The organism is Bacillus sp. FSL P2-0099 (assembly GCF_038007445.1).
GTDB lineage: Bacteria > Bacillota > Bacilli > Bacillales > Bacillaceae_G > Bacillus_A > Bacillus_A mycoides.
In genome coordinates, this window is the sequence record NZ_JBBOXE010000001.1 from 2,597,066 (window position 1) to 2,622,304 (window position 25,239).

General features: G+C 34.5%; 19 protein-coding genes. 15 read left to right on the forward strand and 4 right to left on the reverse strand.

Annotated elements, in window-relative coordinates; translation table 11 throughout:
* Nucleotides 1-331 precede the first annotated feature (331 nt).
* From MKY90_RS13150 to MKY90_RS13170, 5 genes are all read left to right on the forward strand, one after another.
* Complete coding sequence (locus MKY90_RS13150; protein ID WP_341091521.1) at nt 332-1,762, forward strand: ABC transporter permease; 1,431 nt, start codon at nt 332-334, stop codon at nt 1,760-1,762.
* Nucleotides 1,763-1,773: 11 nt separating this feature from the next.
* Nucleotides 1,774-2,451, forward strand: a complete 678-nt coding sequence (locus tag MKY90_RS13155) for an ABC transporter ATP-binding protein (RefSeq protein ID WP_003189466.1) — start codon at nt 1,774-1,776, stop codon at nt 2,449-2,451.
* 441 nt (nt 2,452-2,892) lie between these two features.
* A complete protein-coding gene (locus MKY90_RS13160; protein ID WP_033706854.1) occupies nt 2,893-3,972 on the forward strand; it encodes an endospore germination permease in 1,080 nt (359 codons plus the stop codon).
* Between the two features lie 56 nt (nt 3,973-4,028).
* Nucleotides 4,029-5,507, forward strand: a complete 1,479-nt coding sequence (locus MKY90_RS13165; RefSeq protein WP_078203277.1) for a spore germination protein — start codon at nt 4,029-4,031, stop codon at nt 5,505-5,507.
* Nucleotides 5,494-6,654: a Ger(x)C family spore germination protein gene (locus tag MKY90_RS13170; protein WP_000739710.1), complete on the forward strand. Its 1,161-nt coding sequence runs from the start codon at nt 5,494-5,496 to the stop codon at nt 6,652-6,654. The genes MKY90_RS13165 and MKY90_RS13170 overlap by 14 nt, the downstream gene beginning before the upstream one ends.
* Nucleotides 6,655-6,883: 229 nt before the next feature.
* Here MKY90_RS13170 and bla read toward each other — a convergent pair whose 3' ends face one another.
* Complete coding sequence (gene bla / locus MKY90_RS13175) at nt 6,884-7,819, reverse strand: class A beta-lactamase (protein ID WP_341091522.1); 936 nt, start codon at nt 7,817-7,819, stop codon at nt 6,884-6,886.
* 469 nt (nt 7,820-8,288) lie between these two features.
* On the opposite strand from bla, the gene MKY90_RS13180 reads away from it, so the two are divergent.
* Complete coding sequence (locus tag MKY90_RS13180) at nt 8,289-9,581, forward strand: hypothetical protein (RefSeq protein ID WP_341093255.1); 1,293 nt, start codon at nt 8,289-8,291, stop codon at nt 9,579-9,581.
* 68 nt (nt 9,582-9,649) lie between these two features.
* On the opposite strand, the gene MKY90_RS13185 is transcribed toward MKY90_RS13180, so the two are convergent.
* A complete protein-coding gene (locus MKY90_RS13185) occupies nt 9,650-11,122 on the reverse strand; it encodes a sensor histidine kinase (protein ID WP_002168308.1) in 1,473 nt (490 codons plus the stop codon).
* The gene (locus MKY90_RS13190) at nt 11,115-11,780 is read right to left on the reverse strand and encodes a response regulator transcription factor (protein ID WP_000800741.1); all 666 of its coding nucleotides are present in this window, start codon (nt 11,778-11,780) and stop codon (nt 11,115-11,117) included. Before MKY90_RS13190 ends, MKY90_RS13185 begins: the two co-directional genes overlap by 8 nt.
* Before the next feature lie 463 nt (nt 11,781-12,243).
* Here MKY90_RS13190 and MKY90_RS13195 point away from each other — a divergent pair, with 463 nt between their 5' ends.
* The 5 genes from MKY90_RS13195 to MKY90_RS13215 all read left to right on the forward strand — a co-directional run bounded on the left by MKY90_RS13195 (nt 12,244) and on the right by MKY90_RS13215 (nt 16,646).
* A complete protein-coding gene (locus MKY90_RS13195) occupies nt 12,244-12,921 on the forward strand; it encodes an HAD family hydrolase (RefSeq protein ID WP_002168307.1) in 678 nt (225 codons plus the stop codon).
* Nucleotides 12,922-13,092: 171 nt separating this feature from the next.
* A complete protein-coding gene (locus MKY90_RS13200) occupies nt 13,093-13,461 on the forward strand; it encodes a DUF4180 domain-containing protein (protein WP_002127579.1) in 369 nt (122 codons plus the stop codon).
* Nucleotides 13,462-13,651: 190 nt separating this feature from the next.
* Nucleotides 13,652-14,419: an arylamine N-acetyltransferase family protein gene (locus tag MKY90_RS13205; protein ID WP_016127048.1), complete on the forward strand. Its 768-nt coding sequence runs from the start codon at nt 13,652-13,654 to the stop codon at nt 14,417-14,419.
* Between the two features lie 331 nt (nt 14,420-14,750).
* Nucleotides 14,751-15,404, forward strand: coding sequence for a YdeI/OmpD-associated family protein (locus MKY90_RS13210; protein ID WP_002085348.1), 654 nt, complete (start codon nt 14,751-14,753; stop codon nt 15,402-15,404).
* A 126-nt stretch (nt 15,405-15,530) separates the two neighbouring features.
* Nucleotides 15,531-16,646, forward strand: coding sequence for an NAD(P)/FAD-dependent oxidoreductase (locus MKY90_RS13215; RefSeq protein ID WP_002168304.1), 1,116 nt, complete (start codon nt 15,531-15,533; stop codon nt 16,644-16,646).
* 446 nt (nt 16,647-17,092) lie between these two features.
* On the opposite strand, the gene pssA is transcribed toward MKY90_RS13215, so the two are convergent.
* The gene (gene pssA / locus MKY90_RS13220; RefSeq protein WP_002085344.1) at nt 17,093-17,584 is read right to left on the reverse strand and encodes a CDP-diacylglycerol--serine O-phosphatidyltransferase; all 492 of its coding nucleotides are present in this window, start codon (nt 17,582-17,584) and stop codon (nt 17,093-17,095) included.
* 368 nt (nt 17,585-17,952) lie between these two features.
* Between pssA and MKY90_RS13225 the strand changes: the two genes are divergently transcribed.
* From MKY90_RS13225 to MKY90_RS13240, 4 genes are all read left to right on the forward strand, one after another.
* Nucleotides 17,953-20,199 carry an ABC transporter ATP-binding protein gene (locus tag MKY90_RS13225; RefSeq protein ID WP_078422418.1) on the forward strand — a complete coding sequence of 749 codons (2,247 nt, stop codon included), beginning with the start codon at nt 17,953-17,955 and terminating at the stop codon, nt 20,197-20,199.
* Nucleotides 20,196-22,070 (forward strand): ABC transporter ATP-binding protein, encoded by a 1,875-nt coding sequence (locus tag MKY90_RS13230; protein WP_002165711.1) that lies wholly within the window; start codon nt 20,196-20,198, stop codon nt 22,068-22,070. Before MKY90_RS13225 ends, MKY90_RS13230 begins: the two co-directional genes overlap by 4 nt.
* A gap of 493 nt (nt 22,071-22,563) precedes the next feature.
* Entirely contained in the window at nt 22,564-22,758 is a 195-nt protein-coding gene (locus MKY90_RS13235) for a hypothetical protein (RefSeq protein WP_002099904.1), read from the forward strand.
* A gap of 744 nt (nt 22,759-23,502) precedes the next feature.
* On the forward strand, nt 23,503-25,221 hold the full coding sequence (locus MKY90_RS13240; RefSeq protein WP_341091526.1) for an alpha-keto acid decarboxylase family protein: 1,719 nt from the start codon (nt 23,503-23,505) through the stop codon (nt 25,219-25,221).
* The last annotated feature ends 18 nt before the right edge of the window (nt 25,222-25,239 follow it).

Genomic DNA, 25,239 nt, shown 5'->3' on the forward strand with positions numbered 1-25,239 from the left:
AACTTCAAAAAACCTCCATATTCTTTAATGAATTTTCATATTTAACAAGCACACATAGAACCATTCAAATAGGGTGGTTTTTATTTGTTGTATAGAAATTACGTAATAAGCATGGATTTGTATGCTCTCATTCAATGCTATCTAAAGCCATAACTTCCTTGCCAATATTCAAAAACGATTACGTTTTTGAATATGTGTTCAGGTCTTTCTTGACCAGGTCAATGAATAACTACACATAAACTCCTTATATCTCTAGATAAACTACCGATTAGCTCCATATAGACTCTAGATAACCTATATAGAATACAAGTTATCAAGGAGGTAAGAAAAAATGAACTTTATGAAACGAGCAATTCTCAGTATGAAAAAAAGAGTAGGAACATCATTAATTTTGATGGCGGTTTTCCTAATTGTTACAAATTTAGTGTTGGCAGGATTCACAATCCAAAATGCATCAAAAAAAGCTGCTGATGCAGCAAGAAAAAAACTCGGTGCAGATGTTACTTTAAGTCTTGATTTTGACAAATTAGGTCAACAAGCTAGGGAAACTGGAGAGATGCCTAATCCACCGAAGCTTAATACAAAAGAAGCAGATCAATTAGCGAAGTCAAAGTATGTAAAAGACTATAATTACATAACTAGCACTCTCGGAATTTCTGACGGACTTAAACTAGTAGGAGCTTCAGAAGGAGAAGAAGAAGGAAAAGGTAAGGTGGGAATGGCGGCTGTACGAGGCGGTTCAGGCTCCGGTACAGAAATAGATATGAATTCTTCTTTTATGATTGAGGGAGTTCGCAAAACTGCATTACAAGAAAGCTTTAAGAATGGAAAAAGTAAAATCATTGATGGGAAACCAATTACAGAACAGATGAAAGATCAGAATGTAGCTTTAATGGAAAAACGATTAGCGGAATTAAACAACTTGAAAGTAGGAGACAAAGTTAAAGTGCAATCAGGGGATAAGAAGGAAACCCTGGAGGTTGAAATTATCGGTATTTACGAAACGAATGAGCAAGCAATGGGGCAACAAGCTCCTCCTATAATGGATCCAGCTAATAAACTATATATGCCGCATTCAACTATGAAAAAATTAGAAATAGATCAAGGTATAAGTAGCATTCAAGTCGTGTATTTCTTGAAAGATCCACAAAACATTGAAGCATTTAAAGAAGAAGCAAAAAAATCTGATATTGATTTTAATTATTATAAATTAGATGCACATGATTCGTTGTACAAACAAATGATTGGGCCTATCGAAAATATCTCATCAACTTCTCAAATGATTATTTATATTGTATCAATTGCAGGTGCGATTATTTTAGGGTTAATCATTATGTTATCGATTAAAGCACGTCGTAAGGAAATGGGGATTCTATTGTCCATTGGAGAGAAAAAGTGGAAACTGATGGCGCAGTTCGTAGTAGAAGTAGTATGTATCGCTATTTTAGCATTTGGATTATCCATAACAACAGGAGCAAAAATTTCTCAATTCATAGGGAATAATTTACTTTTGAGTGAAATTGCTACAGCAGGAGAAGAAACAAACACCTCACAAAATGGAACTGTAATGGTAGCTGGACCTGGTGGAACTGTACAAAATCAAAAAGAGGATCCAATTGATAAAATTAATGTAAGTGTAACAGGCGAAGATGTAGGGAAAATGGGGGGGATTGGACTAGCTATTGCTATATTAGCAACGCTTCTTCCAGCATTATCTATTCTACGCCTGAATCCAAAACAAATTCTTTTAAAAGATGAATAAGGAGGCTCGATATGGAGACGATTTTACAATTTAAAAACTTAGATTATTATTATGAAAGTAACGGAAAAAAAGTAGCGATACTAGAAAATGTTAACTTTTCTTTTCAAAAAGGACATTTCTACACGATTCTAGGACCATCCGGATCTGGTAAAACCACTACGCTTAGCTTAGGTTGTGGGCTAGATATACCTAAAAATGGTTATGTACTATTTAATGGAAAGGATATTCGAAAAATTGGTTTGGATCGGTACCGTAATCAAAATGTATCGGTAATTTTCCAATCTTATAATTTGATTACCTATATGAGTGCTCTTCAAAATGTCTTAACAGCAATGGAAATTACAGGTGTTAAAGTGCAAAATAAAACGGCAAGGGCATTAGAATTATTAGAGAAAGTAGGACTTACAGAAGTAGAAGCGAAACGAAATGTTCTGCAACTAAGTGGCGGGCAACAGCAGCGTGTTGCAATCGCTCGAGCGTTATCTTGTAATGTTGATTTACTGATTGCGGATGAGCCGACAGGAAACCTCGACGAAGAAACGGCAATGGATATAATAGAACTGTTTCAAGAACTTGCACATAAAGAAAATAAATGTATTATTGTTGTGACGCACTCACAGGAAGTTGCTAAAAAATCAGACCGTGCAGTCTATTTAAGTAAGAAGAAGTTGGTAGTAAACGAAATTTAATATAAACACCCTAGTTTTTTAATTCACATAATTTTCGAAATTAGTTTCTTCAAATATTTATATTTGATATACAATATAACCAAGCCATAATTAAAATGGTCTCCCTGTATTGAATGTTAAGATAGTTTGTTATTCCCTTTTTAACAATTTTTGAAAAAGAACTTGTAGTATATTCTACAGGTTCTTTTTGTTATGATCGGTTTACTATATCATTGAAGAATTGCGTATAAAAAACGGGACAGTATTTAGGTGTATGATCTAAATACTGTCCCGTTTAATTATTTATCTGTAAAAAGGAACTAGCTTACATCTCATGTGATAGATTTTATAAATAAGAGCGTTTAATTGTCCATGGCTCTAAGCACTAACCATTTGGAATAAAGATGCAATGTATCAGTTATACTATGTAATATTTATTCATTACAAAATATGGTGGTATGTATGACTAAGCAAACAATTACTTTATTTCAAGTTTCTATGATACTCATTGGTAGTATTGGGATAATTAATCATGTCATTATGATTCCTATGTTATTAGATACCTCAGGTAGAGATTCGTGGATCTCTATCATATTAGTAAGCATTATATACTTGATTTGGATTTCATTAATATTCATCATATATAGAAACATAAAAAATGAACACTTGTTTTCGTGGTTAAAAAATAATTTTGGGAAACTCAGTGTATATCCAATCATATTCATAGTTGTGATTTATTTAATAACAATTGGTGTCGTTGCACTAAAAGAAACATTAACCTTTTTCTCTTTTTATTTACCAGAAACACCTCACTTTGTATTAGGAATACTTTTTTCAATGATTTGTCTCTATAATGCTACAAGAGGAATTCAATCTATTGCACTTACAACAGGTGTTTTGTTACCTATTGTATTCCTACTTGGTTTTTTTGTAATGTTTGCAAATGTTCCGCATAAAGATTATTCTTTACTTCAGCCAATGATGGAAAATGGAATGAAGCCAGTATTTAAGGGAATGGTTTATCCTGCAGCAGGATTTTTAGAGTTGATTTTTATTCTTTTCTTACAGCATCACATTTGTTCAAAAGTCAAATTATATCAACTGATCGCTTTGGGAATGGTTATTATCGGTATCACAATAGGCCCAGTTATGGCAGCTATTATAGAATTTGGACCTTTCGTAGCAGCAAACCAACGATATCCAGCATTTGAAGAATGGAGACTTGTGTCAATAGGAAGGTATATTGAAAATTTAGACTTTCTCTCCGTGTATCAGTGGCTTGTAGGGATCTTTATTCGTCTATCACTTGTTGTTTTTCTTATACCAGATTTGTTATCAATTACAAATCGAAAAACGAGAAATGGGATTATGTTTGCAATACTTTCATGTATTTTATTAATAAGTATACTACCCATCAGTGACTCTAGTTTCTATTGGTTTGTATCTCAAATTATTTTACCAGTTTCAGCTTTAGGGCTATTTTTGTTTTCTATCTTACTAATAGTGTTTGTATGGGTTGCTAAATTTAAGAAAAGCTCTTAAAAGAGTATGGAGATGTATTTTATATAAGGTTGCTGAGTTTGAAGGAGACAACGTAGATGAACAAACAAGTAGAAATAAATGAGAAGATAATACTAGAGTGGTTTGAAGGATGCAACGATGTAAAAGTAATAAAGCGTGAATTGGATGAGAAAGAAAAAAGGAATTCAGTATTGTTTATGTATTGTCAAAACTTAATTGACAATACAAAATTAAAACAAGCCACATCATCCCATGTTTGCAAAGAGCTTTCAAGTAATTCAATAGAAGAGTTTAACCTCTCAACATTAATTCCCCAGTTATCAGTAAAGAAATTAGATATGGTAAATTCGAATGAAACTATCTCTCAGATTATATTTGAAGGTAACCTCCTTATTATTTTTGAAGAATCTAAACATGGATATATAGTTGATATTGCTCAAATACCTACCAGATCGGTTGAACAAACAAATACAGAGATGACCATTCGTGGTGGACGTGATGGATTTGTTGAAGAGTTAAACACAAATATAGGATTAATTAGAAAAAGACTAAAAACGAGTTCTCTTAGTTATGAAGAATTTATTATTGGAGAAAGAACACAAACTAAAGTAGCACTCCTGTATTTAAAAGATGTCGCATCCCAAGATATCATTAATCAAGTTCGATTAAAATTAAGACAACTTAAAATAGACGGGGTTGTTTCAAGTGCACAAATTGAAGAGTTAATCACAAACAATCAATTTAGTGTATTTCCTTTAGTTGAATATACAGGGCGCCCTGATTATACTGTGAATTGTTTGCTATATGGGCGTTTTATTTTACTGGTTGAAGGGTCACCAACAGCGACAATTGCACCAGTTACATTTCCTTTTTTTGTGAATACATCTGAAGATCAAGATCTTTTCTACATATTCGGTAGCTTTGTACGACTTGTAAGTCTTTTGGGGATAGCAATTTCTATATTTCTTCCAGGAATTTGGATAGCACTAATTACATATCATCCAGATCAGATTCCCTATACGTTGCTAGCTACATTAAGCTTATCAAGAGAAGGGATTCCTTTTCCAGCTCCTTTAGAGGGGATAATTATGATGACCTTATTTGAAATTTTGAGACAAGCAGGATTGCGTGTTCCTGCCGTATTCGGTCAAACATTATCTGTTGTAGGGGGATTAATTATTGGACAAGCTGCTATTAGTGCAGGAATTGTTTCAGCATCTATGGTCATTATAATAGCAATCTCGGTTGTTTCGACATTTGCTTTAACTAATCAGTCAGTAACAGGAATAATAAGTATATTGCGGTATGTAGTATTCTTAGTATCTTCTTTATTAGGCATAGTAGGATTTATCTTTTGTGTCCTTGTGATGGTGATACATGTAGTAAATTTACGCTCTTTTGGAGTTCCATTCTTTACACCATATTCACCCCCTGTGTTTAAAAGTATGCTAGCAGCCACATTTAGACTTCCTTTCACGTATATGAAAAAAAGACCTAAAGAATTGCATACGCAAGATAATACAAGGAAAAGAGAGAGTACCGATGAAGAAAAATAAAAGAATAGTTATATTTCTTTTTATGATGTGTACGTTTCTAACAGGGTGTTGGGATCAAAGAGAGTTGCATCACGTTTTGTATATAAATAGTCTAGGTATCGATTTTAAAGATAATAACTATATCATCCGTCCGCAATTTATTAATTTTTCTAACATAGCTAAACAAGAAGGGAGCACTACCCGTAATTACAGCCAGGCCTATATCGGAAAGGGAAAAGGCCCCATTTTAGATGAGGCAGCATTTGATTTTTATAAGGGTGCTCAACAAGAAATCTCATGGGAGCATCTCAAAACAATTGTTGTAACAGAGAGATTTCTAAAACATGGTGACTTAAATCAATTTAATGATTTTTTTTCTCGGTTTTTTCAATTTCGAGATACTATGTGGATATTTGGAACTAAGGAGCCTTTAGAAAATATATTAGCGAACAATAATATATTAAATATTTCTCAATTATATACAATCATTAATTTACCAAAAGAGATAACCAAGCAATATACAATAATAGATCCTTTACCTTTATATAAATTCCAAAGAAATTATTATGAACCTGGGATGACAACTCGCATTCCATTCTTAGCTACGACTAAAACATATTGGAAAAAAGGACATACATCATTTCCAATGTTAAAATTTAGTGGTTATGGTTTTATAAACGATAAATCCTATATAAATCATTTAAACAGCCATGATATTGCTGGGGTTCGATGGACGGATGAAAATACTAAACGAGCTCCATTACTATTAAAATTTAACAAGAAAATCATTGGACATATAGTATTAAAAAATCCAAAGATAGATACAAAGCATTTTATTAAAAATGGAAAGTTACGTATGCTTATGAACATCCATTTCGATGCTGATATTTTTCAATTAATAAATTCTATGCCTGTAAATGATATTAAAAAAATTGCAGAGGACCAAGTTGAAAAAGAAATTAAAAAAACGTACCGAAAAGGAATCGAAAGAGGGATTGACACGTATCAGTTATCACATTCCTTATATCGGCAGAATTCTAAATTGTGGAAACAATATAAAAAAGAGGGGGGGATACCCCTTCAAAATAAAGAATTAGATTTAAATGTCTCGATTAATATAGCTACAAATGGAAAATCTAAAAATATGCGTAATATGATTGAGCATTAGAATGGTTGAAGATGAAAGGAAATGTAAAATATTAACTCTAAATAGGAGATTCGAACGCGAAAGACCACTACGATGTGGTGGCGGAATGGGATGAGAGTTCGATTAGGAGCAGAAGGAGGCTTTTACCTCCTTCGTTGTCTGAAAATACGCTTACACTTCTTAGCGTTTAGATAAGTACTAGTCTTTAAAACTAAATGTGCCGTAAAGTAGGAGCAGCTTAAATTCATTACTATGATTTATTTGTTACTTTTAAAGCGTCTAACACTATTTTAGTTGCATTTGCAATAAGTTTATCATCGTATTTCGTATCTTCTTTCGCATGATTAGAAAGTATCGCAAGAATAATTGGCTTTTTATTTGGTGGCCAAATGATTGCAATATCATTCCTTGTTCCATAAGACCCAGAGCCGGTCTTATCGGCTACTTCCCATTCTCCTGGAACTCCAGCACGAATTAAGTTGTCCCCCGTAGTATTTCTTTTCATCAAATCTATTAAAAAGTTCCGTTTCTCAACTGAAAGTATATCGCCTAGCGCGTATGCTTGAAGACTAGTAGCTAATGCCTTTGGGGTACTAGTATCACGAGTGTCTCCTGGCTGCACTTCGTTTAATTCTGGTTCAAAACGTTCAGGATTTGTGACAGTATCTCCTATTTCTCTCAGTGATTTTTTGAATTCACTTGGCCCACCTAATTGTTTAAGAATAAGATTTTGTGCAGTATTATCGCTATATCGAATGGAAGCATCCGCAAGCTCTTTCAGAGTCATACCTGTATCTACATATTTTTCAGTAATTGGATTGTAATTCACAAGATCTTTGCTAGTATACTTAATTCTTTGATCTAAATCTTCTATTGATTTCTTTTGTAACAGTGCTCCCACAGCAAGAGCTTTGTGGGTAGATGCGTATGCAAACCGTTCATCTGAACGATAAGTAACGGTTTGATTCGTACCTATGTCTAATGCATAAATACCAAGTTTAGCATCATATTCTTTTTCCAGCTTTACAAAAGAATGATTACTTGTATTTTCTTGTTTGGTTTGTTTCGGTGGTGCGGATTGAATATTACTATTGGAACAGCCTATAAGCGTTGCACATGAAAGTAATACTACAGGGAGCATCTTTTTATAATGTGCGATGTGAAAAAACTTCTTTGAAACTATCATACATTTTCAACCTCTTTCAAGAATATATGGATTTTGTATAGGTATTTTACATACCTATACAATTAACAAATGCACAGGATAGCACTCATCTTGTGTTTCTTGCATTACAAAATGAGAGAACTACCAAAAGCACCTTTTTTATACGTAATAGACAATCTAAGTAACACATTTGTTCCATTTATGATTAAGGTTTTGAATATATCCATTAATTTTATTTATAAAAATCACAAAATCCACCTTTTTTGCACGCCACTTAATTTGATGTGGATTTAGATTGAGTTTACCTCGTAATGGGAATTTCAATTGGATTGCGCATATATAACAACCTCGTTCCGGACAGAATAAGTAATAACAACTACTGATTTCATTTTAAGTGAGGTGTTATACGATACATACGACAAAGCAAAAAAGACTTGTGGTGCAAAGTATAACTACATTTAGTCTACTAATAACGACTATCTGTACACCCATGCTTATTTACATTGTTTATGGATTACAGATTTCGAAAGGCTTTGAGGGATACTGGCCATCAATCCTGTTTTATACAACTTATATGACGGGTGTGTTTATCTGGATACCTATTGTGAATAAGGCTGGGATTCACCGCTCCTTATATTGGACTGTTTCTATTCTGATAGTATCATTACTTAGTGTTACTTTCTTTGGATGGAGTTCAAGATGGCTAGAAATAAGTGCGTTATTTTCTGGTTTTGCAGTTAGTACAATTTCTACCATGACGAGTACTTTATTGTTTCTACATGTGGAAGGCGGGGGAAAGGTTTATAATAAAAATCAACAAGCGATTATTATTGGTATCGTTTTTCTTTTACTAATAATCGTATTGTTAGCGATTAGTTTTTTATCGCCGCCGCTGATAACATGCATATATGGGATTTGTTTAATCAGTATCCTTTTTGCTATAAAAAAAATGCCGAGAACAGAGTTAGCCAAAGGGCTTTTACCTATCTCCATCGTATCGGTTGTAGGAAAGTTTCTTTTTGTCTCAATGCTTATTCTTTTGATTCGAACAAGTCGTAACATAAATAATGAACAATATATTTTTTATTTTTTTCTACTTTCTATAGCGCTTATTTGTTTCATGTTTTTGAGTTTGTTGAAAGGAAAGTTCTTTCATAAACTTTCATCTTCTTTACCAATTCGCTTAAAGGCAGAATCATTTTTACTTGGATTAGGAAATGGATATTTATTTTTGATGGGTATTTTTTATAGTTTTACTTTCTATAACATGTTAACCTGTATTTTCATTGTAGTTGGACCATACCTATTAGGGATTTTGATGTCCCTATTTTTAGATATCAAAGCTGCTAAGAAAGTTAATCCAATCCATTTGTTTTTAGTAAGTACTTTAATCATGATATTCGGGTTTTATTCTCCAATATTTATAGTCCTTAGCGTTACATTTGGAAGCTATGCCATTAATAGTATTTCTTCTCAAAATAATATGAAAGTATATATGGTGAATGCTACACATAGAGAGCTTTCTTTACTCATTTACACAACATGGAGAAATATGGGGAATATATTTTTACAATTTTTTACATTGATTGTGATTGTGGGAGTAGGGGTGTTTTACGATGTCGAATGGTCGCAACTTTTCCAAACAATTGTTGGGAAGGGTCAAATGCAGATTGAAGGGTTATCCGTACAACGATTGATGTTTATGTTAGCAATTTGCTGTTGGCTTGGCATGGTGGGCTTAGGTATGTGGATTGGTAAAAAAGCTAATCCCAATATTGCTTAAAAAGTAACTCGAAAAATATCAATACTAAAATTACAACAAACAAACAAAAAACAAACAAACTCGTCCTACTAAGAGGGGAGTTTGTTTGTTTTTTGTTTAGATAATGGAATGTTCATGCTAAATTGTACACTACGTTCCATATTCTTTATAGAATACTTTATATCTAACGTTTCAAGAATTTGTTTAACAATATATAGCCCCAAACCACTTCCTCCAGTATTTCGATTCCTTGATTTTTCAATTCGATAAAATGGTTTGAAAATTTGTTGTATATCCTCTTCTTTAATATTGACACCTGTATTCATAATTTGCATTTTGATTTGACCTTGTTTAGAATCCTCACTTAACTTTATATAGACTTTTTCATTATGTGGTGAATACATAACCGCATTATGGATAATATTTTTACATGCTTTTTCAAAAAGAACACGATCTGTATAAACAGAAAGATCAGAATCAATTTCTTTTATTATTTGGATGCTTTTTTGAGAAGCAAAAAATTCGAGATCTTTTGTGATTGTATCTATTAACTTCGAAAGATTAACTTCTTCTACTTTTAGTTTAAAGGTGTGTTGTTCTAATTTCGACATGCTTAAAATTTCACGAACTAATTGTTCCATACTTTCAATAATTTGATGATTTTTCTTTAAATATTGATCACGATTTTGATAAGGGCCAATATTGTATATCATCCCTTCTAAGTATCCTTTCATTACAGTAAGAGGGGTCTTTAATTCATGTGCTACAATCGCAAAAAACTCTCTGCGTTTTGTTTCTATTTCTCGTTCTTTTTCAATATCATTTTTTAATTGTTGATTTGCTTTTTTTAAATCAAACATAGCTTGTTGTAAGTTAATAGACATGTCATTCAAACTATTAGATAATTCTCCTAACTCATCTGTAGAGCGAACCTCAATTTTTTCGGAGAAATCTAAATTTGCCATCTTTTGTGCACCCTCATTAATATAAATAAGTGGTTTTGTAATAAACCTGGAATAGAAATAAGCACTCCCTACACCAATTATGAGTACAATGATACTAATATAGGGGAGAAAGCGTACTAAAACCTGTGAAGCTTCATCAATTGGTTGAAATGTAGCAAAGACTATAAGCGTTAAACTACCATCTTGGAATTGAATTGGTTTCGTAACGTTATATGAATTGCTAAGGGTACCTGCATTCTCGAACCGTGTGGCTCTAGTAACTACTGTTGTTTGCGAACCATTTTGAGTAAAAGAAAATGAAGGAGAGTATTTAATTATTCCCTCATTATTTTGAAGATAAAGCATCGCATTATTTTTTTTTGCATATTCATCAAAAAGTGGTATCGCATCTTGAAACGTAAGATCTTTAGATTTATCAATGATTTCTTTTATCCCTGTTTGAAGTTGATCTGTTTTGTATTGCTCATAAAACGTAGGGAGAAAGAAGTATAAAGTTAAATAAATCAATACTGCAAAGGATAACAAAATGAGAGAGGTAGTCATAAAGAGTTTATAAGTAATTTGCTTCATCTTCATGATTTTCACAATACTATTCATCAATTTTATAACCAATACCCTTTATTGTTTTAATATAAGGGATAGCTAACTTTTTACGTAGGTTTTTAATATGTGTATCAATTATTCGTGTTTCTCCAAAATAATCGTACCCCCAAACTTTTTCTACGATATTTTCTCTTGTGAGTACTTTTCTCTCATTTTGAAATAGTAGTTGTAGAATTTCAAACTCTTTTGTCGTTAATAAAATTTCAACGTCATTTACATATACTCTATATGCATCAACATCGATACGCACTTCTTTAAATACCAAATGATTATTTACATTTTTATCATAACTTCTTCTAAGTACAGCTTCGACTCGTCTAATCAAAACATGAAACGAAAAGGGTTTTGTTATATAATCATCGATTCCAAGATCGAACCCTTTCATTTGATCTTCCTCTTCTTCCAATGCAGTTAGCATAATAATTGGTACGTTTGACTGACTTCGAATCATCTTGGATACTTCAAATCCATTAAGATTGGGCATCATTACATCTAGAAGAATTAAATCAAAGGATTGCTTATTAAATTGTGTCATACCCTCTAATCCATCTGATGCAACTACAACTGTATACTGTTGTGTCATTAAAAATTGTTTAATTAATTCCTGAATTTCTTGATCGTCTTCTACCACGAGAATATGATAGTTTTTCATAATATCACCTCTGGTAGTCATTATAGCCTTACTATCTGGAGTTTATGTGGAGATACAGTAGGAAACTTCATAGGACGTTTAACGTATTAACTCCCTTTTCAAGATTGTGTATTCTCCGTAAAAAAGGATTATTACCCATATTCCTTTTTTATGGAGAAATATTTGTGTGCTTGAAAAAACTTATCATATAAAAAGCTGAACGATTAATATTTACAAAAAAATAATGTATAATAATGTAAATTGTATGTAGTTTTTTTTAACTGTTTGATAATATACTTTCGATACTTTACTAGAAGGGGAAAGGGAGATGAATTTAAATATAAAAGAGGCCAGCGAAATTCTAGAGCGTACGCCACAAACTTTGTAGTTTTTTTGCTAATTTAGTAAAGGCCTAAGGTGCGAACAAGGGATTATTTAAATCATGTGAGAAAGGTTGTGAAATTATTTGAGGAGTTATAAAGCTATGCTATTTGATTTAGATGATACGTTACTTGATAGGGATAAGGCAGTAGATAAACTGTTTTCCATTATTTTAGAGGAGTTTTATGGGGATGTTGAACAACATGCAGTAAAAAACGAAATGTTACAGAAATTCAAGGGATATGATAAAAAAAGCTATGGTCATAGTGATAAAGTAAAGGTTTTGGAATCGTTTTTTGATGAATTCCCACCGAAATATAGATTACCACGCAATTGCATTCAAGACTTTTGGAATAATAATTTCCCGAAATGTTTTTCTATAAACCAAAAAACTATTAATATCATAAATACTATAAAGTCACATATTAAAGTTGGAATTATAACAAATGGCTCAACTCAGAGGCAAAAAGAAAAAATAATTAACACGAATTTGAATCGTTATTTTGATACAATCATTATTTCTGAAGAAGCGGGATTTAGTAAACCTGACAAACTCATATTTGAATTAGCATTAAATAAGCTAAATGTACAATCAGAAGATGTACTATTTGTTGGAGATGACTTAGAAAAGGATATTGCTGGTTGTCAAAATGCAAATATAAAGGGCATATGGTTCAATCCTAATATGATTAAGAATAATACCGATACTAAACCATATGCCGAGATTACTTCTTTTGATAATTTATTAAGTTATTGTGGAGAGATAAATTTCCAAAAATAGTAAAAAGATAGATTACCCTTAATTTCATTGACCGTATGAGAAGTTTTAAAACAATATTTATTTACGATGAAATAGAGGTTATCGAGCCAGGGGCAAATCATTTATGTGTGTTAATGAAGATCTACACAGCATGTTTAATATATACTTTATAAATTATAGAGGGGTGAGACTATGGAAATAAAGAAAGTAGTAATTGGCGGAATAAATATTGCCGTCGTCAGAAACGATACAGTATTAATATCCGACGTTCAATCTGCATTAGATCTCATGGCAACAGTTCAATATGAAGCGGATTCAAAGCGGATTGCTATCAATAAATCATTAATAAGTGAAAGTTTCTTTGACTTAAAAACACGTCTTGCGGGTGATATTCTTCAAAAGTTTATTAATTACAGCGTGAAAATTGCTATCATCGGGGATTTTTCTATGTACACTAGTAAAAGCCTAAAAGATTTCATTTATGAATGTAATAAAGGTAAGGATATTTTTTTCTTAGCAACTGAGCAACAAGCAATTGAAAAATTAAGCTCATTGAAATAAAGATATAAAATGTAATTCGAAAGAGGCATCCGTGAAGGTGCCTCTTATTTGTATTTTTATATAAATATGTTTTTCAAATTTAAATTTTGTACCGGTACAGTAACTGCAAATGTACATTGTTACTATATCCCTTCAAATTTACAATCAGCATATATTATTTTAATTTATAACTTATTAAGGGGTGCTGAATATGACAAAGTTACAAGATCAACTTTTCACAAGATTAAACCTTGAAAAACGTACTGAAATAAAATTTGAAGAATTAAGTACAATACTCTTTGTATTTGCCCACACAATCCCGTTTGAGAATTTAAATGTAATAGCAAGTAATGCGAATACAATTTCTATGAAAAACTTACAAGAGAAAATTTTAACTAGTTCTCGAGGTGGGCTTTGTTATGAATTAAATACTCTTTTTTACTATTTTTTAAAAGATAGTGGTTATGATGTACAACTCGCACTAGGTACCGTATATAAAAATGATATAAACGCTTGGGCACTTGAAGATGGGCATATAACAATTATTTTAAATTACGAAAACGTAAGGTACTTAATTGATGTAGGTATTGCTTCATTAGTACCTCTTGTGCCAGTACCGTTTACTGGCGAACTTGTTTCTTCTAAAAACGGTTCGTATCGAGTAAGACAAAAAGATACGAGTAAAGGAAACTATGTTCTAGAAAGAATAGATGTTGATGGAGAATGGAAAGTTTGTCATGCTTTTTATAAACATATTATTGATGAGACAGTAGTAAACGATGTTCAAAGAAGAGTGATAGAAGATGAGAAATCTATTTTCAATAAAGGACCCATTGCAGTAAAATTGACGAACTTTGGCCATGTCTCATTAACGAATACTATTTTAACTGAAATTATTTATGGAGAAAAAACGAAGCGTGAAATTACAGAAAATCAATATAAAGAGCTTTTATATACTTTATTTGCTATTGAGTTGTGAATATAAAAATAGCCGGTTCTTATTCAGAATCGGCTATTTTTATTATTTTTGGTTTAAATGGTTTTCGTCTAATATGTTTCGGAAACTGCGGTATAGTTAACGTTTTTAACGTTTCCTCAGCTTCTTCATATGTATGAAAGATTATCTCCTTGCAAAACTAGCCCTTCATCTCGGATTACATACGGCATAAAACCACTACTTATAGTAAAAAATTATGGTCTATTGAAACAGAATGATACGATTTCAAGTTTAATTTTCTTAATAGATATAATACACTAGAACAGTATAAAGAAGTATATAAAATGAATATTGGATGCAAAGGAAGATTATAATGTCAGTTATTGATAAATTGAAACTAAATAAGTATACAAATATGGTCGTAATTAACGAACCAAGTGATTATGACATTTTCACAGGTAAAGAAACCTCATTCTCAAAAGAACATGATGCTATTTTTATTTTTGTTGAAACACTTGATGAAATGGTGAAACAAACGAATTTTATTATTAGTAATGAAGAATTACTAATTGAAAAAGGTTACGTGTTTTTCGCATATCCGAAAAAAGGTAATGCTCGTTACAGTACGTTTATTCACCGTGATGAGATGTTTCCGGCATTAAACGTTGGAGATGATGGATATGTGGGGGAAAGCGAAATTAAATTTGCGCGAATGGTAAGTATGGATGATGTCTTTACAGTTGTAGGTTTAAAACGTGAAAAGAAAAAAGCGAAGAAAACACCTGCAGCGAGTCAATGTGTTGCTGATTATGCAGACCGTATTCAAGATGTTGAAGCATTATTGGCTAATCATCCAGCTGAACTTAAGTTTTATCAAAGTTTAACTCCTGGTTATCAAAAAGATTGGGCACGTAATTTATTTTCTGTGAAACAAGAAAAAACACGCGATAAACGTCTTGAGAAAATGATTGAAATCCTTTCACAAGGCTATAAAACAATTGAATTATTCCGTAAGAAGAAAAAATAATGATTAGGAACGTCACAATGATGCAACAATTAATTACACTTTGCACATTGAAAAAAGGATTCCTTTCAGTATACTAAAGTATGTTCTTATATTTAAATAATTAGCAAAAGAGAAAAGGTGTTTGAAATGAAATCGTATATTGTAGTTGGATCTGGAATTTTAGGGGCATCTACTGCCTATCATCTTGCTAAGGCTGGTGCGAAGGTTACTATTGTAGATCGTCAAGATTTAGGTCAAGCAACTGATGCAGCAGCAGGTATTGTCTGTCCGTGGCTTTCACAGCGTCGTAATAAAGCGTGGTATAAAATCGTTAAGGGCGGTGCACGTTACTATTCTTCGTTAATCCAACAATTAGAAGAAGACGGTGAAACGGATACAGGTTACAACCGTGTAGGTGCAATTAGTTTACATACTGATGAGAAAAAACTAGATCAAATGGAAGAGCGAGCGTATAAACGCCGTGAAGATGCACCAGAGATTGGTGAAATCACTCGCTTATCAGCTGAAGAAACGAAAAAATTATTCCCAGCATTATCGGAAGAATATAGTTCTGTTCATATTAGTGGCGCTGCACGAGTAAATGGAAGATTATTACGCAACGCATTAATAAGCGCTGCGAAAAAACATGGTGCAACTTTCATAAAAGGTGATGCAGTATTAGTCCGTGAAGGGAATCATATTACGGGAGTTAAAGTAAATGACGAAACAATTGTAGCGGAAAAGGTAATGGTAACTGCAGGCGCATGGGCGAACGAAATCTTGAATCCATTAGGAATTAATTTCTTAGTTACGTTCCAAAAAGGACAAATTGTTCATTTGCAAATTGAAAATACAGCAACAGAAAATATGCCAGTTGTTATGCCGCCGAACGATCAATATATTTTAACATTTGACAATGGCCATGTCGTAATTGGTGCAACGCATGAGAATGATACTGGTTTCGATCACCGTGTAACAGCTGGTGGTTTACATGAAGTATTCCATAAAGCGTTAACAGTAGCGCCTGGTTTAGAAGATGGTACAATGCTTGAAACTAGAGTTGGCTTCAGGCCATTTACGCCAGGATTCTTACCTGTTATTGGCCCACTCCCTAATTTTGAAGGCATACTCATTGCAAACGGATTAGGTGCTTCAGGATTAACAGCAGGTCCATACTTAGGATCAGAACTTGCGAAACTTGCGTTAGGGCAACCGATTGAATTAGATTTAAATGATTATGATGTTGCTGGGGCAATGGAATAGTAATAAACAAAAAGATTAGGAGTGATTTCCTAATCTTTTTGTTATGTTATTTGGGCGTAACTAAGTATTTTGGGAGGTAGGAGTTCTTTTAAACAAGGGGTACCACCACATCGTTACCAAGCTAAGAAAATAGATAATCCACAAAACGAAAATTTTTTGCCCTTTATAGCAACGAAGTGCATTTTTATCGTTTGAGGTATTAGAGAAGAAAGATTGATTCGTTCAATATAGAGGCGGAAATACATATCAGAAATATAAACAATAGCCCCAAAAACTGGAGGCTATTCAATTTCACAATCTATTATGAGCAATTACAATAGGTAAGCTCTTTAAAGTCTGTCCCATCGCTGCATTCGTAAAATGATGAATAACATCGAAACCCTCAACTTGATGGATATTAGCGAAACGTTCCACAAATGAAATTAAAGCGATAGACGGGATCCCAATTAAAGTTTTTTAAACCTAATTGGACTTACCATTAAGAGAGCGAGGATTAATGTAATCCATGCATTGCTATATGAAAACAATCCCATACCGGCCAATGGTAATCCAGCAGCTGGAATAGGTAATCCCTTAAAATATCCAATGGTTGGTTTTACACTAAATTTAGCTAATCTTAAAGCACCCATCGTTGGGAAAAGGATAAATGCCAAAGAAGTTAAAATAGATGGTGTTGCTATCGAATGAAATAAAAGTGCAGGAGCAACTCCGAAACTAACAATATCAGCTAAGGAATCCAATTGTACACCAAACTCACTGTTCACTTTTAATTTTCTCGCAATTCTTCCATCAAGGAGATCTAAAACAGCTGAAAAGAAAATAAAAATGGAGGCTACTTCCAAATAGTCACTCATATTCATGGTAATTGAAAAAACACCGCACAATAAATTTCCAATCGTAAATAAATTGGGTACAGCTTTTACTATTTGATTGAACAAGGTTGTCCCCCCTAAGTTGATCGTAGCATTTTCTATATATTCTTCCGTTATTCTTGAAAATATATGACCACTGTATGCTAAGTAAATTTCGACAAGAGAAAAGTCGATTTCCTGTACGTTATGTTGGTTTATAAACATGTTTGATCAAAGGTAAGTCTATTACTGCTAATTTGCCGAATATAAAAAACGTTTTTGAAAAAAAGAGCCTATTTTCGGTGCATCATATCTTCATATAGTCATAAAATTAATCTGTAGTCGAAAATACGTAAAGAGCTGCTAGAATGAATTACTGAGAATACGAAGAATAAAGGAGAGAAGCGGAGTAAAAACTAAAAAAATTAGACAAAGAAAATGGAGAGATGAACTAAATGTTAAAGATCATCAAACATTTAAAACCATTTATTGCTTCCATCATTGCAGTTGTATGTCTTTTAACTGTACAGGCAGTATGCGATTTATCACTGCCAGACTACATGTCTAACATTGTCAATGTAGGGATTCAACAAAAAGGTGTAGAAAATGCAGTACCTGAGGTTATTCGTAAAAGTGAAATGGATAAACTTACGCTCTTTATGAATGAAAATGAGAAGAAAAAAGTTGCTGACAACTATGTGCTTTTAGATAAGAACAACCTCTCTCAAAGTGAACTAAAAAATGACTTAAAAGATTATCCGCAGCTTGATAAAGAGCCACTTTATAAGTTACATACAGAAGATAAAAAAATAATTAACGAACTTAACGATATCTTTGGGAAACCAATGTTAATTACACAAGGAATTGAAAAAGGTGGCTCATCTGCTTTCTCTCCTGCTGCGACAGGTGACAACAACACACCAGCGAAACTTCCGCCAAATTCAGATCCTTTTGCAATCATTGCGAAACTTCCTCAAGATCAAATCAATGCAATGAAAGAAAAGGCAGATGAAAAGTTTAAGAATATGCCAGGCAGCATGGTAACGCAATCAGCCGTTTCATTCATTGAGAATGAGTATAAAAAGATCGGTATCAATATAGATAAGCTTCAATCCAATTTCATCCTTACTTCCGGCGGGAAAATGCTACTTTTATCCTTAGTAAGTATGGCAGCTACCGTTATCGTGAGTTTACTTGCTGCAAAAGTAGCTGCAGGACTCGGCAGAGACCTTAGAAAGAAAGTATTCCGGAAAGTTACAAACTTCTCGAATGCGGAGTTTGATAAGTTTTCCACTGCATCTCTAATCACAAGAAGTACAAATGATATCCAACAAGTTCAAACACTTATGGTTATGATGCTTCGCATTGTATTCTATGCACCAATTTTAGGTATCGGCGGCATTATTAAAGTACTTACTACAGACCTTTCAATGGGATGGATTATCGCAGTTGCGGTAATTGCGATTTTAAGCCTAGTCATTGGTTTATTTAGCATCGCGATTCCTAAGTTTAAGCGTATCCAAAAGTTAGTAGATAAAATTAACTTAATCACTCGTGAATCTTTAACCGGTATGCTAGTTATTCGTGCTTTTAATACTCAAAAACATGAAGAAAAGAAATTTGAAAAAGGAAATCAAGATTTAACAAAAACAAATTTATTTGTAAGCCGTTTAATGTCATTTATGATGCCAATGATGATGTTTATCATGAATGCCGTTACTGTACTTATTATTTGGGTTGGATCACACCAAGTGGATATGGGACATATGCAAGTTGGTGATTTGATGGCATTTATGCAATATACAATGCAAATCATCATGGCCTTCTTAATGATTTCAATGGTATCTATTATGGTTCCACGTGCTTCAGTTTCCGCACAACGTATCGCAGAAGTTTTAGATACTGACATTACCATTAGTGATGTAAAAGAGCCGAAAACATTTGCTTCAGACAAGAAAGGTTACGTTGAATTTAAAAATGTTGGCTTTAGATACCCAGGTGCAGAAGAAGATGTGCTTTCCAATATCACCTTTACTGCAAAACCTGGTGAAACGACAGCTTTCATCGGAAGTACAGGTAGTGGTAAATCAACATTAATCAACTTAATTCCACGCTTTTACGATGTCACAAGTGGCCAAATATTAATAGATGGCACGGATATTAGAGAAGTATCTCAGAAGGAATTAAGAGAGAAAATTGGTTATGTACCGCAAAAAGGAGTTCTCTTCTCGGGTACAATCGAGAGTAATTTGAAATATGGTAAAAAAGAAGCGACTGAAGAAGAACTCAAAAAAGCGGCGGAAATCGCGCAAGCTATGGAATTTATTAACGCGAAACCTGAAAGCTTCCGCACAGAAATATCACAAGGTGGTACGAACGTTTCCGGTGGTCAAAAACAAAGACTTTCTATTGCGCGTGCTCTTACGAAAAAATCGGAAATCTTCATATTCGATGATAGTTTCTCAGCTCTTGACTTTAAGACAGACGCAGCATTGCGCAGAGCTTTAAACAATGAGATTACAGGAAGTACTATTTTACTTATTGCCCAAAGAATCAGTACAATCATGAATGCCGATAAGATTATTGTACTTGACGAAGGAAAAATAATTGGAACTGGTACTCATGAAGAGCTTATGGAAAACTGTGAAGTTTATAAGCAAATTGCTTTATCACAACTTTCAAGAGAGGAGTTGTCATCATGAGTGATAGAAAAATAGAAAATAGAAAACAAAGCGGCCCTGGTCCTGGCGGTGGCGGTCCTATGGGCGGCGGCATGAGAAAGATTGAGAAAGCAAAAAACTTCAAAGGAACGATGAATAAACTCCTTCAATACTTGAAGCCCTATAAATTATCAATCTTAATCGTTATCCTTTTCGCAATCGGCAGTGCAGCCTTTACAATCGTTGGTCCAAAAATTTTAGGAAACGCGACAACAAAACTTTTCGAAGGACTCGTAAGCAAAGTATCAGGAGCACCCGGTGCGGCCATTGATTTTACCTATATCGGAAACATTGTCATTTTACTCCTTGGATTATATATACTGAGCACTGTGTTTGGTATTATCCAGGGGTACATTATTTCTGGAGTAGCTCAAAAAGTATCTTATAACTTCAGAAAAGAAATCGATGAAAAAATTAACCGTATGCCGCTGAAATACTTTGATAAAACAACGCACGGCGAAGTATTATCGAGAATTACAAATGACGTAGATACGGTGAGCCAAACTTTAAACCAAAGTATGTCGCAAATCATCACATCCGTTATTACAATCATCGGTGTACTTATCATGATGTTATCAATCAGCTGGCAAATGACATTAGTGGCGCTTTTAATATTGCCAGTATCGATGATTCTCATCATGGCAGTCGTAAAACGATCACAAAAATACTTCAAATCCCAGCAAGAATATTTAGGACACGTAAACGGTCAGGTCGAAGAAATTTATAGTGGTCACAATATCGTAAAAGCCTTCAACAAAGAAGAAGAAGAAGTGAAAAAATTCGAAAAGGTAAATGATACCCTTTACCATTCCGCATGGAAATCTCAATTTTTATCTGGAATGATGATGCCGATTATGACATTTATCGGTAATATCGGTTACGTCGCTGTATCTATTTTAGGCGGGTGGCTTGCGGTAAAGAGAACCATCGCAGTTGGAGACATTTTAGCCTTTGTGCAATATGTTAGAAGCTTTACGCAACCAATCGCTCAAGTAGCACAAATCGCGAACGTACTTCAATCTACTGCAGCTGCTGCAGAAAGAGTCTTCGAATTTTTAGAAGAAGAAGAGGAAGTGCCAGAAGCAGAAAATCCAGTGAAGCTGCAAAAAGTTCAAGGAGAAGTTACCTTCCAAGATGTTCAATTTGGATACAATCCAGATAAAATCATCATCAATAATTTCTCATCTAACATTAAACCTGGACAAAAGGTAGCAATCGTCGGACCAACCGGAGCTGGTAAAACAACGATTGTAAAACTATTAATGCGTTTCTATGACATAAACAGCGGTGCAATATGTATCGACGGTCACGATATAAAAGACTTCACGCGAGAAGACCTGCGCAACATGTTTGGTATGGTACTTCAAGACACTTGGCTATTTAACGGCTCCATCATGGAAAATATACGTTACGGTAGACTCGATGCTACAGACGAAGAAGTAATTGAAGCAGCGAAAGCAGCTCACGTTCACAACTTCGTAAAAACATTACCAAATAAATATCAAATGGAACTAAACGAAGAAGCAAGCAACGTATCCCAAGGACAAAAGCAACTACTAACAATTGCACGTGCCCTTATAGCGGATCCGAAAATATTAATACTCGATGAAGCAACAAGCTCCATTGACACTCGTACAGAAGTACTGATTCAAAAAGCGATGGAAAACCTTATGGAAGGTAGAACAAGCTTCATTATCGCTCATAGATTATCAACAATACGTGATGCAGATTTAATCCTTGTCATGAAAGACGGAGATATTGTAGAACAAGGTAATCATGAAGAGTTATTGAAAGCTGATGGTTTCTATGCTTCGCTTTATAATAGTCAGTTTGAAGGTGCGGATGCTTCTTGAGTTAGGTGAAAGTCCATTTAAATAACTAAACCCACGAAGAAAATGCATTTTCTTCGTGGGTTTTTATCATTTTTAAGGTTCTGTTACAAAGTTTTTAAAAGTAAGCTAGACATTTGCAAAACAGAGTGAGGAGCATGATATTTGCAAGCTTTTCAAGAAGAGAAAAGGCTGAAGAAAAAGGCTAAGCAAAAGAATGAGAAATATAGCGTTCCTAGTAATACAGCTGACCTCATGAATGAGCTATGGAAGTAAAGGAATAAGTAAATGCGAGGATAAATGATTTTTGATTAAATTTATATTTACTGTTTTAGGCGCTGCCGTGATCGGTTTAGCGTCTTGTTTGTTGTTAAGGGATGAAATAGATTTGAAACTTAAAGATTAGATAATAATATTATTACTTTAAAATGCAGAAAGCAGGCTAGTAAACAAGCTATTTTTGTTTTTTAGCATAGAATATGATGAATCCTAAAGTTAAGAGGAGGTAATTATATTTATGGGATGTAATGGTAATTTCAGACGTTTCCGAGATTGTGATAGATTTTGGGATGATTTAATGTTTTGCAGACGCAGACATAGAGATTGTGATAACCGTCGTTGTAGACGTGACCGCGACTGTGATTGTGATGAATGTCGTCGTAGACGTAATCATGATCGTGACTGTGATTGCGATAATCGTCGAGATTGGTAAATTTCTTTCAATGAGTGCGTTTCTTCACAGCACTCGTTTTTTTATTTATGGGTTTTCTGAACTCTTTATTGATAATATATAAAATACGAAGAATGTAGTTGTAATATATGGTTGTACAAAAATCTTCACCGTAAAACAAAGTGGGCTAAAAGTGATCGAGAAGAGTTAAAGAAAGCATTAGAGTATTAATTAATACATTCTTTTGACCAGAGGTGATTTCACCGATGTAAGGAATCTTGTCCAGTTTGACACTCCCACCCCTAAAGGGGCCAGCTGACTAACGTCAGCGGGATTCTTGCTACCAAAGGCCAAAGGCGAAGCCCATTTCTGGCATCGTTGACGTGCAAGATTGCGGTGTGTCATCACCACTCCCACAACAGACCATATAGGTTCGTGGGCTACGGTACTGTTACCATACCGTACAGATTGTAGGTTCTCAAATGTTTTTACGTCTTTTGCATGACTATGAATAAAGTATACCATGTTTTGCTATGTACAAACGATGCTTTCATCCCACGTCTAAAGACGGACTAAAGTCCTGCGTGGGCTTTCCCGTATCGTAAATTCTGTAATGTTTTAGTATTTCTTCTCCTTCTCCTGTTTTATGACTTTCTCCAGAGATAATGATTATTTCTTCTCCATTAATTGTTGCACAACGGATAACCGGTTTAATTAAAGGGAATTATCAAAAAGGGTACTATAAAATAGAACAAGCCAAAGAAATAGATAAGGAGTGAGCAAGCGATGGACAACATGATTAATACGGGCAGCTTTGGTTTACAAAGGGGACCTGATCAAAAAACGGTTGGCCAGTATTTGTTCGATTGCCTGAAACTGGAGGGCATAACCGAAATTTTTGGTGTCGCAGGGGACTATAATTTTACACTTCTTGATACTTTGGAATGTTATAACGGCATCCGTTTTATAGAAGGACGAAATGAACTAAACTCGGGCTACGCTGCAGATGGCTATGCAAGAATCAAAGGAATATCGGCTCTTATTACGACATTTGGGGTCGGGGAGCTCAGTGCATGCAATGCGATAGCGGGAGCCAACAGCGAGCATGTGCCAATAATACACATTGTGGGTGCCCCTCCTGAGAAGGATCAAAAAGAGCATAAGCTGATGCACCACACCTTAATGGATGGAAATTTTGACATCTTTCGCAAGGTGTATGAGCAGATAACGGCTTATACTGCCGTGCTTACACCAGAAAATGCCAAGATTGAGATTCAGACTGCGATTCGCATTGCTAAGGAAAAGAAAAAGCCGGTATACCTGGTTGTGGCTAATGATTTAGTGAGCAAGCCGATTAAAGTCTGGACAGAACCGGCACCACCACGTCCAACATCCAACCCGAATACCCTTCAGGCTGCAGTGAATAATGTCCGTCTGCTTTTGGAACGTTCCCACCGACCAGTTATCTTGGTGGATGTGAAAACGATGCGATTCGGCCTTCAGACAGCGACTCGGCAGCTAGCCGATGCAATGAATGTGCCTGTTGTAACGATGATGTACGGGAAGGGCGGATTCGACGAGAACCATCCAAATTATATCGGAATGTATTTAGGCTCTTTCGGGAGGACTGAAGTCCAAAGTACAGTGGAGAATGCAGATTGTATCATTGCGATTGGTATGGTATGGGCGGATACAAACACCGCAAGTTTTACCGCAAAGCTGAACCCACTGATAACTGTCAATATTCAACCAGATATAGTTAAAATCGCTGAGGCGGAATATCCGAATGTTCTTGCAGCCGACATGCTACTTGCTGTGCAGAAGTTGAGTTATACAGGCAAAGGTTTGACAAAAAAATTGTCATTCCCTTATGAGCAATTCACAACTATTGCCGACGGACCTCTAATGGCGGACGGCTATTATCCACGTTTTCAGCGCATGCTGAAAGAGGAGGATATTGTAATCGCCGAGACCGGAACGCTTTATTATGGAATGGGAGAGGTCAGACTGCCGGGCAATGTAACATATATTGGACAAGGTGGATGGCAGTCTATCGGTTACGCAATCCCTTCGGCGTTAGGTGCTATTATGGCCGCGCCGGAACGCCGAGTATTGGTGTTTACAGGTGACGGTGCCCTGCAGCTAACGGCACAGGAAATCAGTTCTATGCTCTATTACGGCTGCAAGCCTATAATCTTTGTTTTGAACAACGATGGTTATACAATCGAGAGATATTTAAATGTCAAAACAGAGGATCAAAAGTACAACGAAATCCCTCAATGGTCTTACACCAAGCTAGCCGAAGCTTTTGGAGGTAACGCGTTTACCGTTACGGTCCGGACCTATGGAGAGCTTGATCAGGCTATAATCCATGCTGAAAAGGAAAGCGCCAAAAGACTCTGTATTATTGAAATGATCGCAGGGAATCGAATGGACGCACCTGAATATATGCGACGGATGCGTAGTTATATGGAGAAGCAGGAAAAGCAGCGCAGTCAGAACTAGTATCCAATTCCCTAGTCC

What these genes read in the sequence shown, in the direction of transcription:
- MKY90_RS13190 (WP_000800741.1), bottom strand. Translation starts at nt 11,780, where the DNA reads ATGAAAAACTATCATATTCTCGTGGTAGAAGACGATCAAGAAATTCAG.
- MKY90_RS13235 (WP_002099904.1), top strand. Translation starts at nt 22,564, where the DNA reads ATGGGATGTAATGGTAATTTCAGACGTTTCCGAGATTGTGATAGATTT.
- MKY90_RS13180 (WP_341093255.1), top strand. Translation starts at nt 8,289, where the DNA reads ATGCTTATTTACATTGTTTATGGATTACAGATTTCGAAAGGCTTTGAG.
- bla (WP_341091522.1), bottom strand. Translation starts at nt 7,819, where the DNA reads ATGATAGTTTCAAAGAAGTTTTTTCACATCGCACATTATAAAAAGATG.
- MKY90_RS13210 (WP_002085348.1), top strand. Translation starts at nt 14,751, where the DNA reads ATGTCAGTTATTGATAAATTGAAACTAAATAAGTATACAAATATGGTC.
- MKY90_RS13155 (WP_003189466.1), top strand. Translation starts at nt 1,774, where the DNA reads ATGGAGACGATTTTACAATTTAAAAACTTAGATTATTATTATGAAAGT.
- MKY90_RS13185 (WP_002168308.1), bottom strand. Translation starts at nt 11,122, where the DNA reads ATGAATAGTATTGTGAAAATCATGAAGATGAAGCAAATTACTTATAAA.
- MKY90_RS13215 (WP_002168304.1), top strand. Translation starts at nt 15,531, where the DNA reads ATGAAATCGTATATTGTAGTTGGATCTGGAATTTTAGGGGCATCTACT.
- MKY90_RS13205 (WP_016127048.1), top strand. Translation starts at nt 13,652, where the DNA reads ATGACAAAGTTACAAGATCAACTTTTCACAAGATTAAACCTTGAAAAA.
- MKY90_RS13150 (WP_341091521.1), top strand. Translation starts at nt 332, where the DNA reads ATGAACTTTATGAAACGAGCAATTCTCAGTATGAAAAAAAGAGTAGGA.
- MKY90_RS13165 (WP_078203277.1), top strand. Translation starts at nt 4,029, where the DNA reads ATGAACAAACAAGTAGAAATAAATGAGAAGATAATACTAGAGTGGTTT.
- MKY90_RS13160 (WP_033706854.1), top strand. Translation starts at nt 2,893, where the DNA reads ATGACTAAGCAAACAATTACTTTATTTCAAGTTTCTATGATACTCATT.
- MKY90_RS13195 (WP_002168307.1), top strand. Translation starts at nt 12,244, where the DNA reads ATGCTATTTGATTTAGATGATACGTTACTTGATAGGGATAAGGCAGTA.
- MKY90_RS13170 (WP_000739710.1), top strand. Translation starts at nt 5,494, where the DNA reads ATGAAGAAAAATAAAAGAATAGTTATATTTCTTTTTATGATGTGTACG.
- MKY90_RS13240 (WP_341091526.1), top strand. Translation starts at nt 23,503, where the DNA reads ATGGACAACATGATTAATACGGGCAGCTTTGGTTTACAAAGGGGACCT.
- MKY90_RS13230 (WP_002165711.1), top strand. Translation starts at nt 20,196, where the DNA reads ATGAGTGATAGAAAAATAGAAAATAGAAAACAAAGCGGCCCTGGTCCT.
- MKY90_RS13200 (WP_002127579.1), top strand. Translation starts at nt 13,093, where the DNA reads ATGGAAATAAAGAAAGTAGTAATTGGCGGAATAAATATTGCCGTCGTC.
- MKY90_RS13225 (WP_078422418.1), top strand. Translation starts at nt 17,953, where the DNA reads ATGTTAAAGATCATCAAACATTTAAAACCATTTATTGCTTCCATCATT.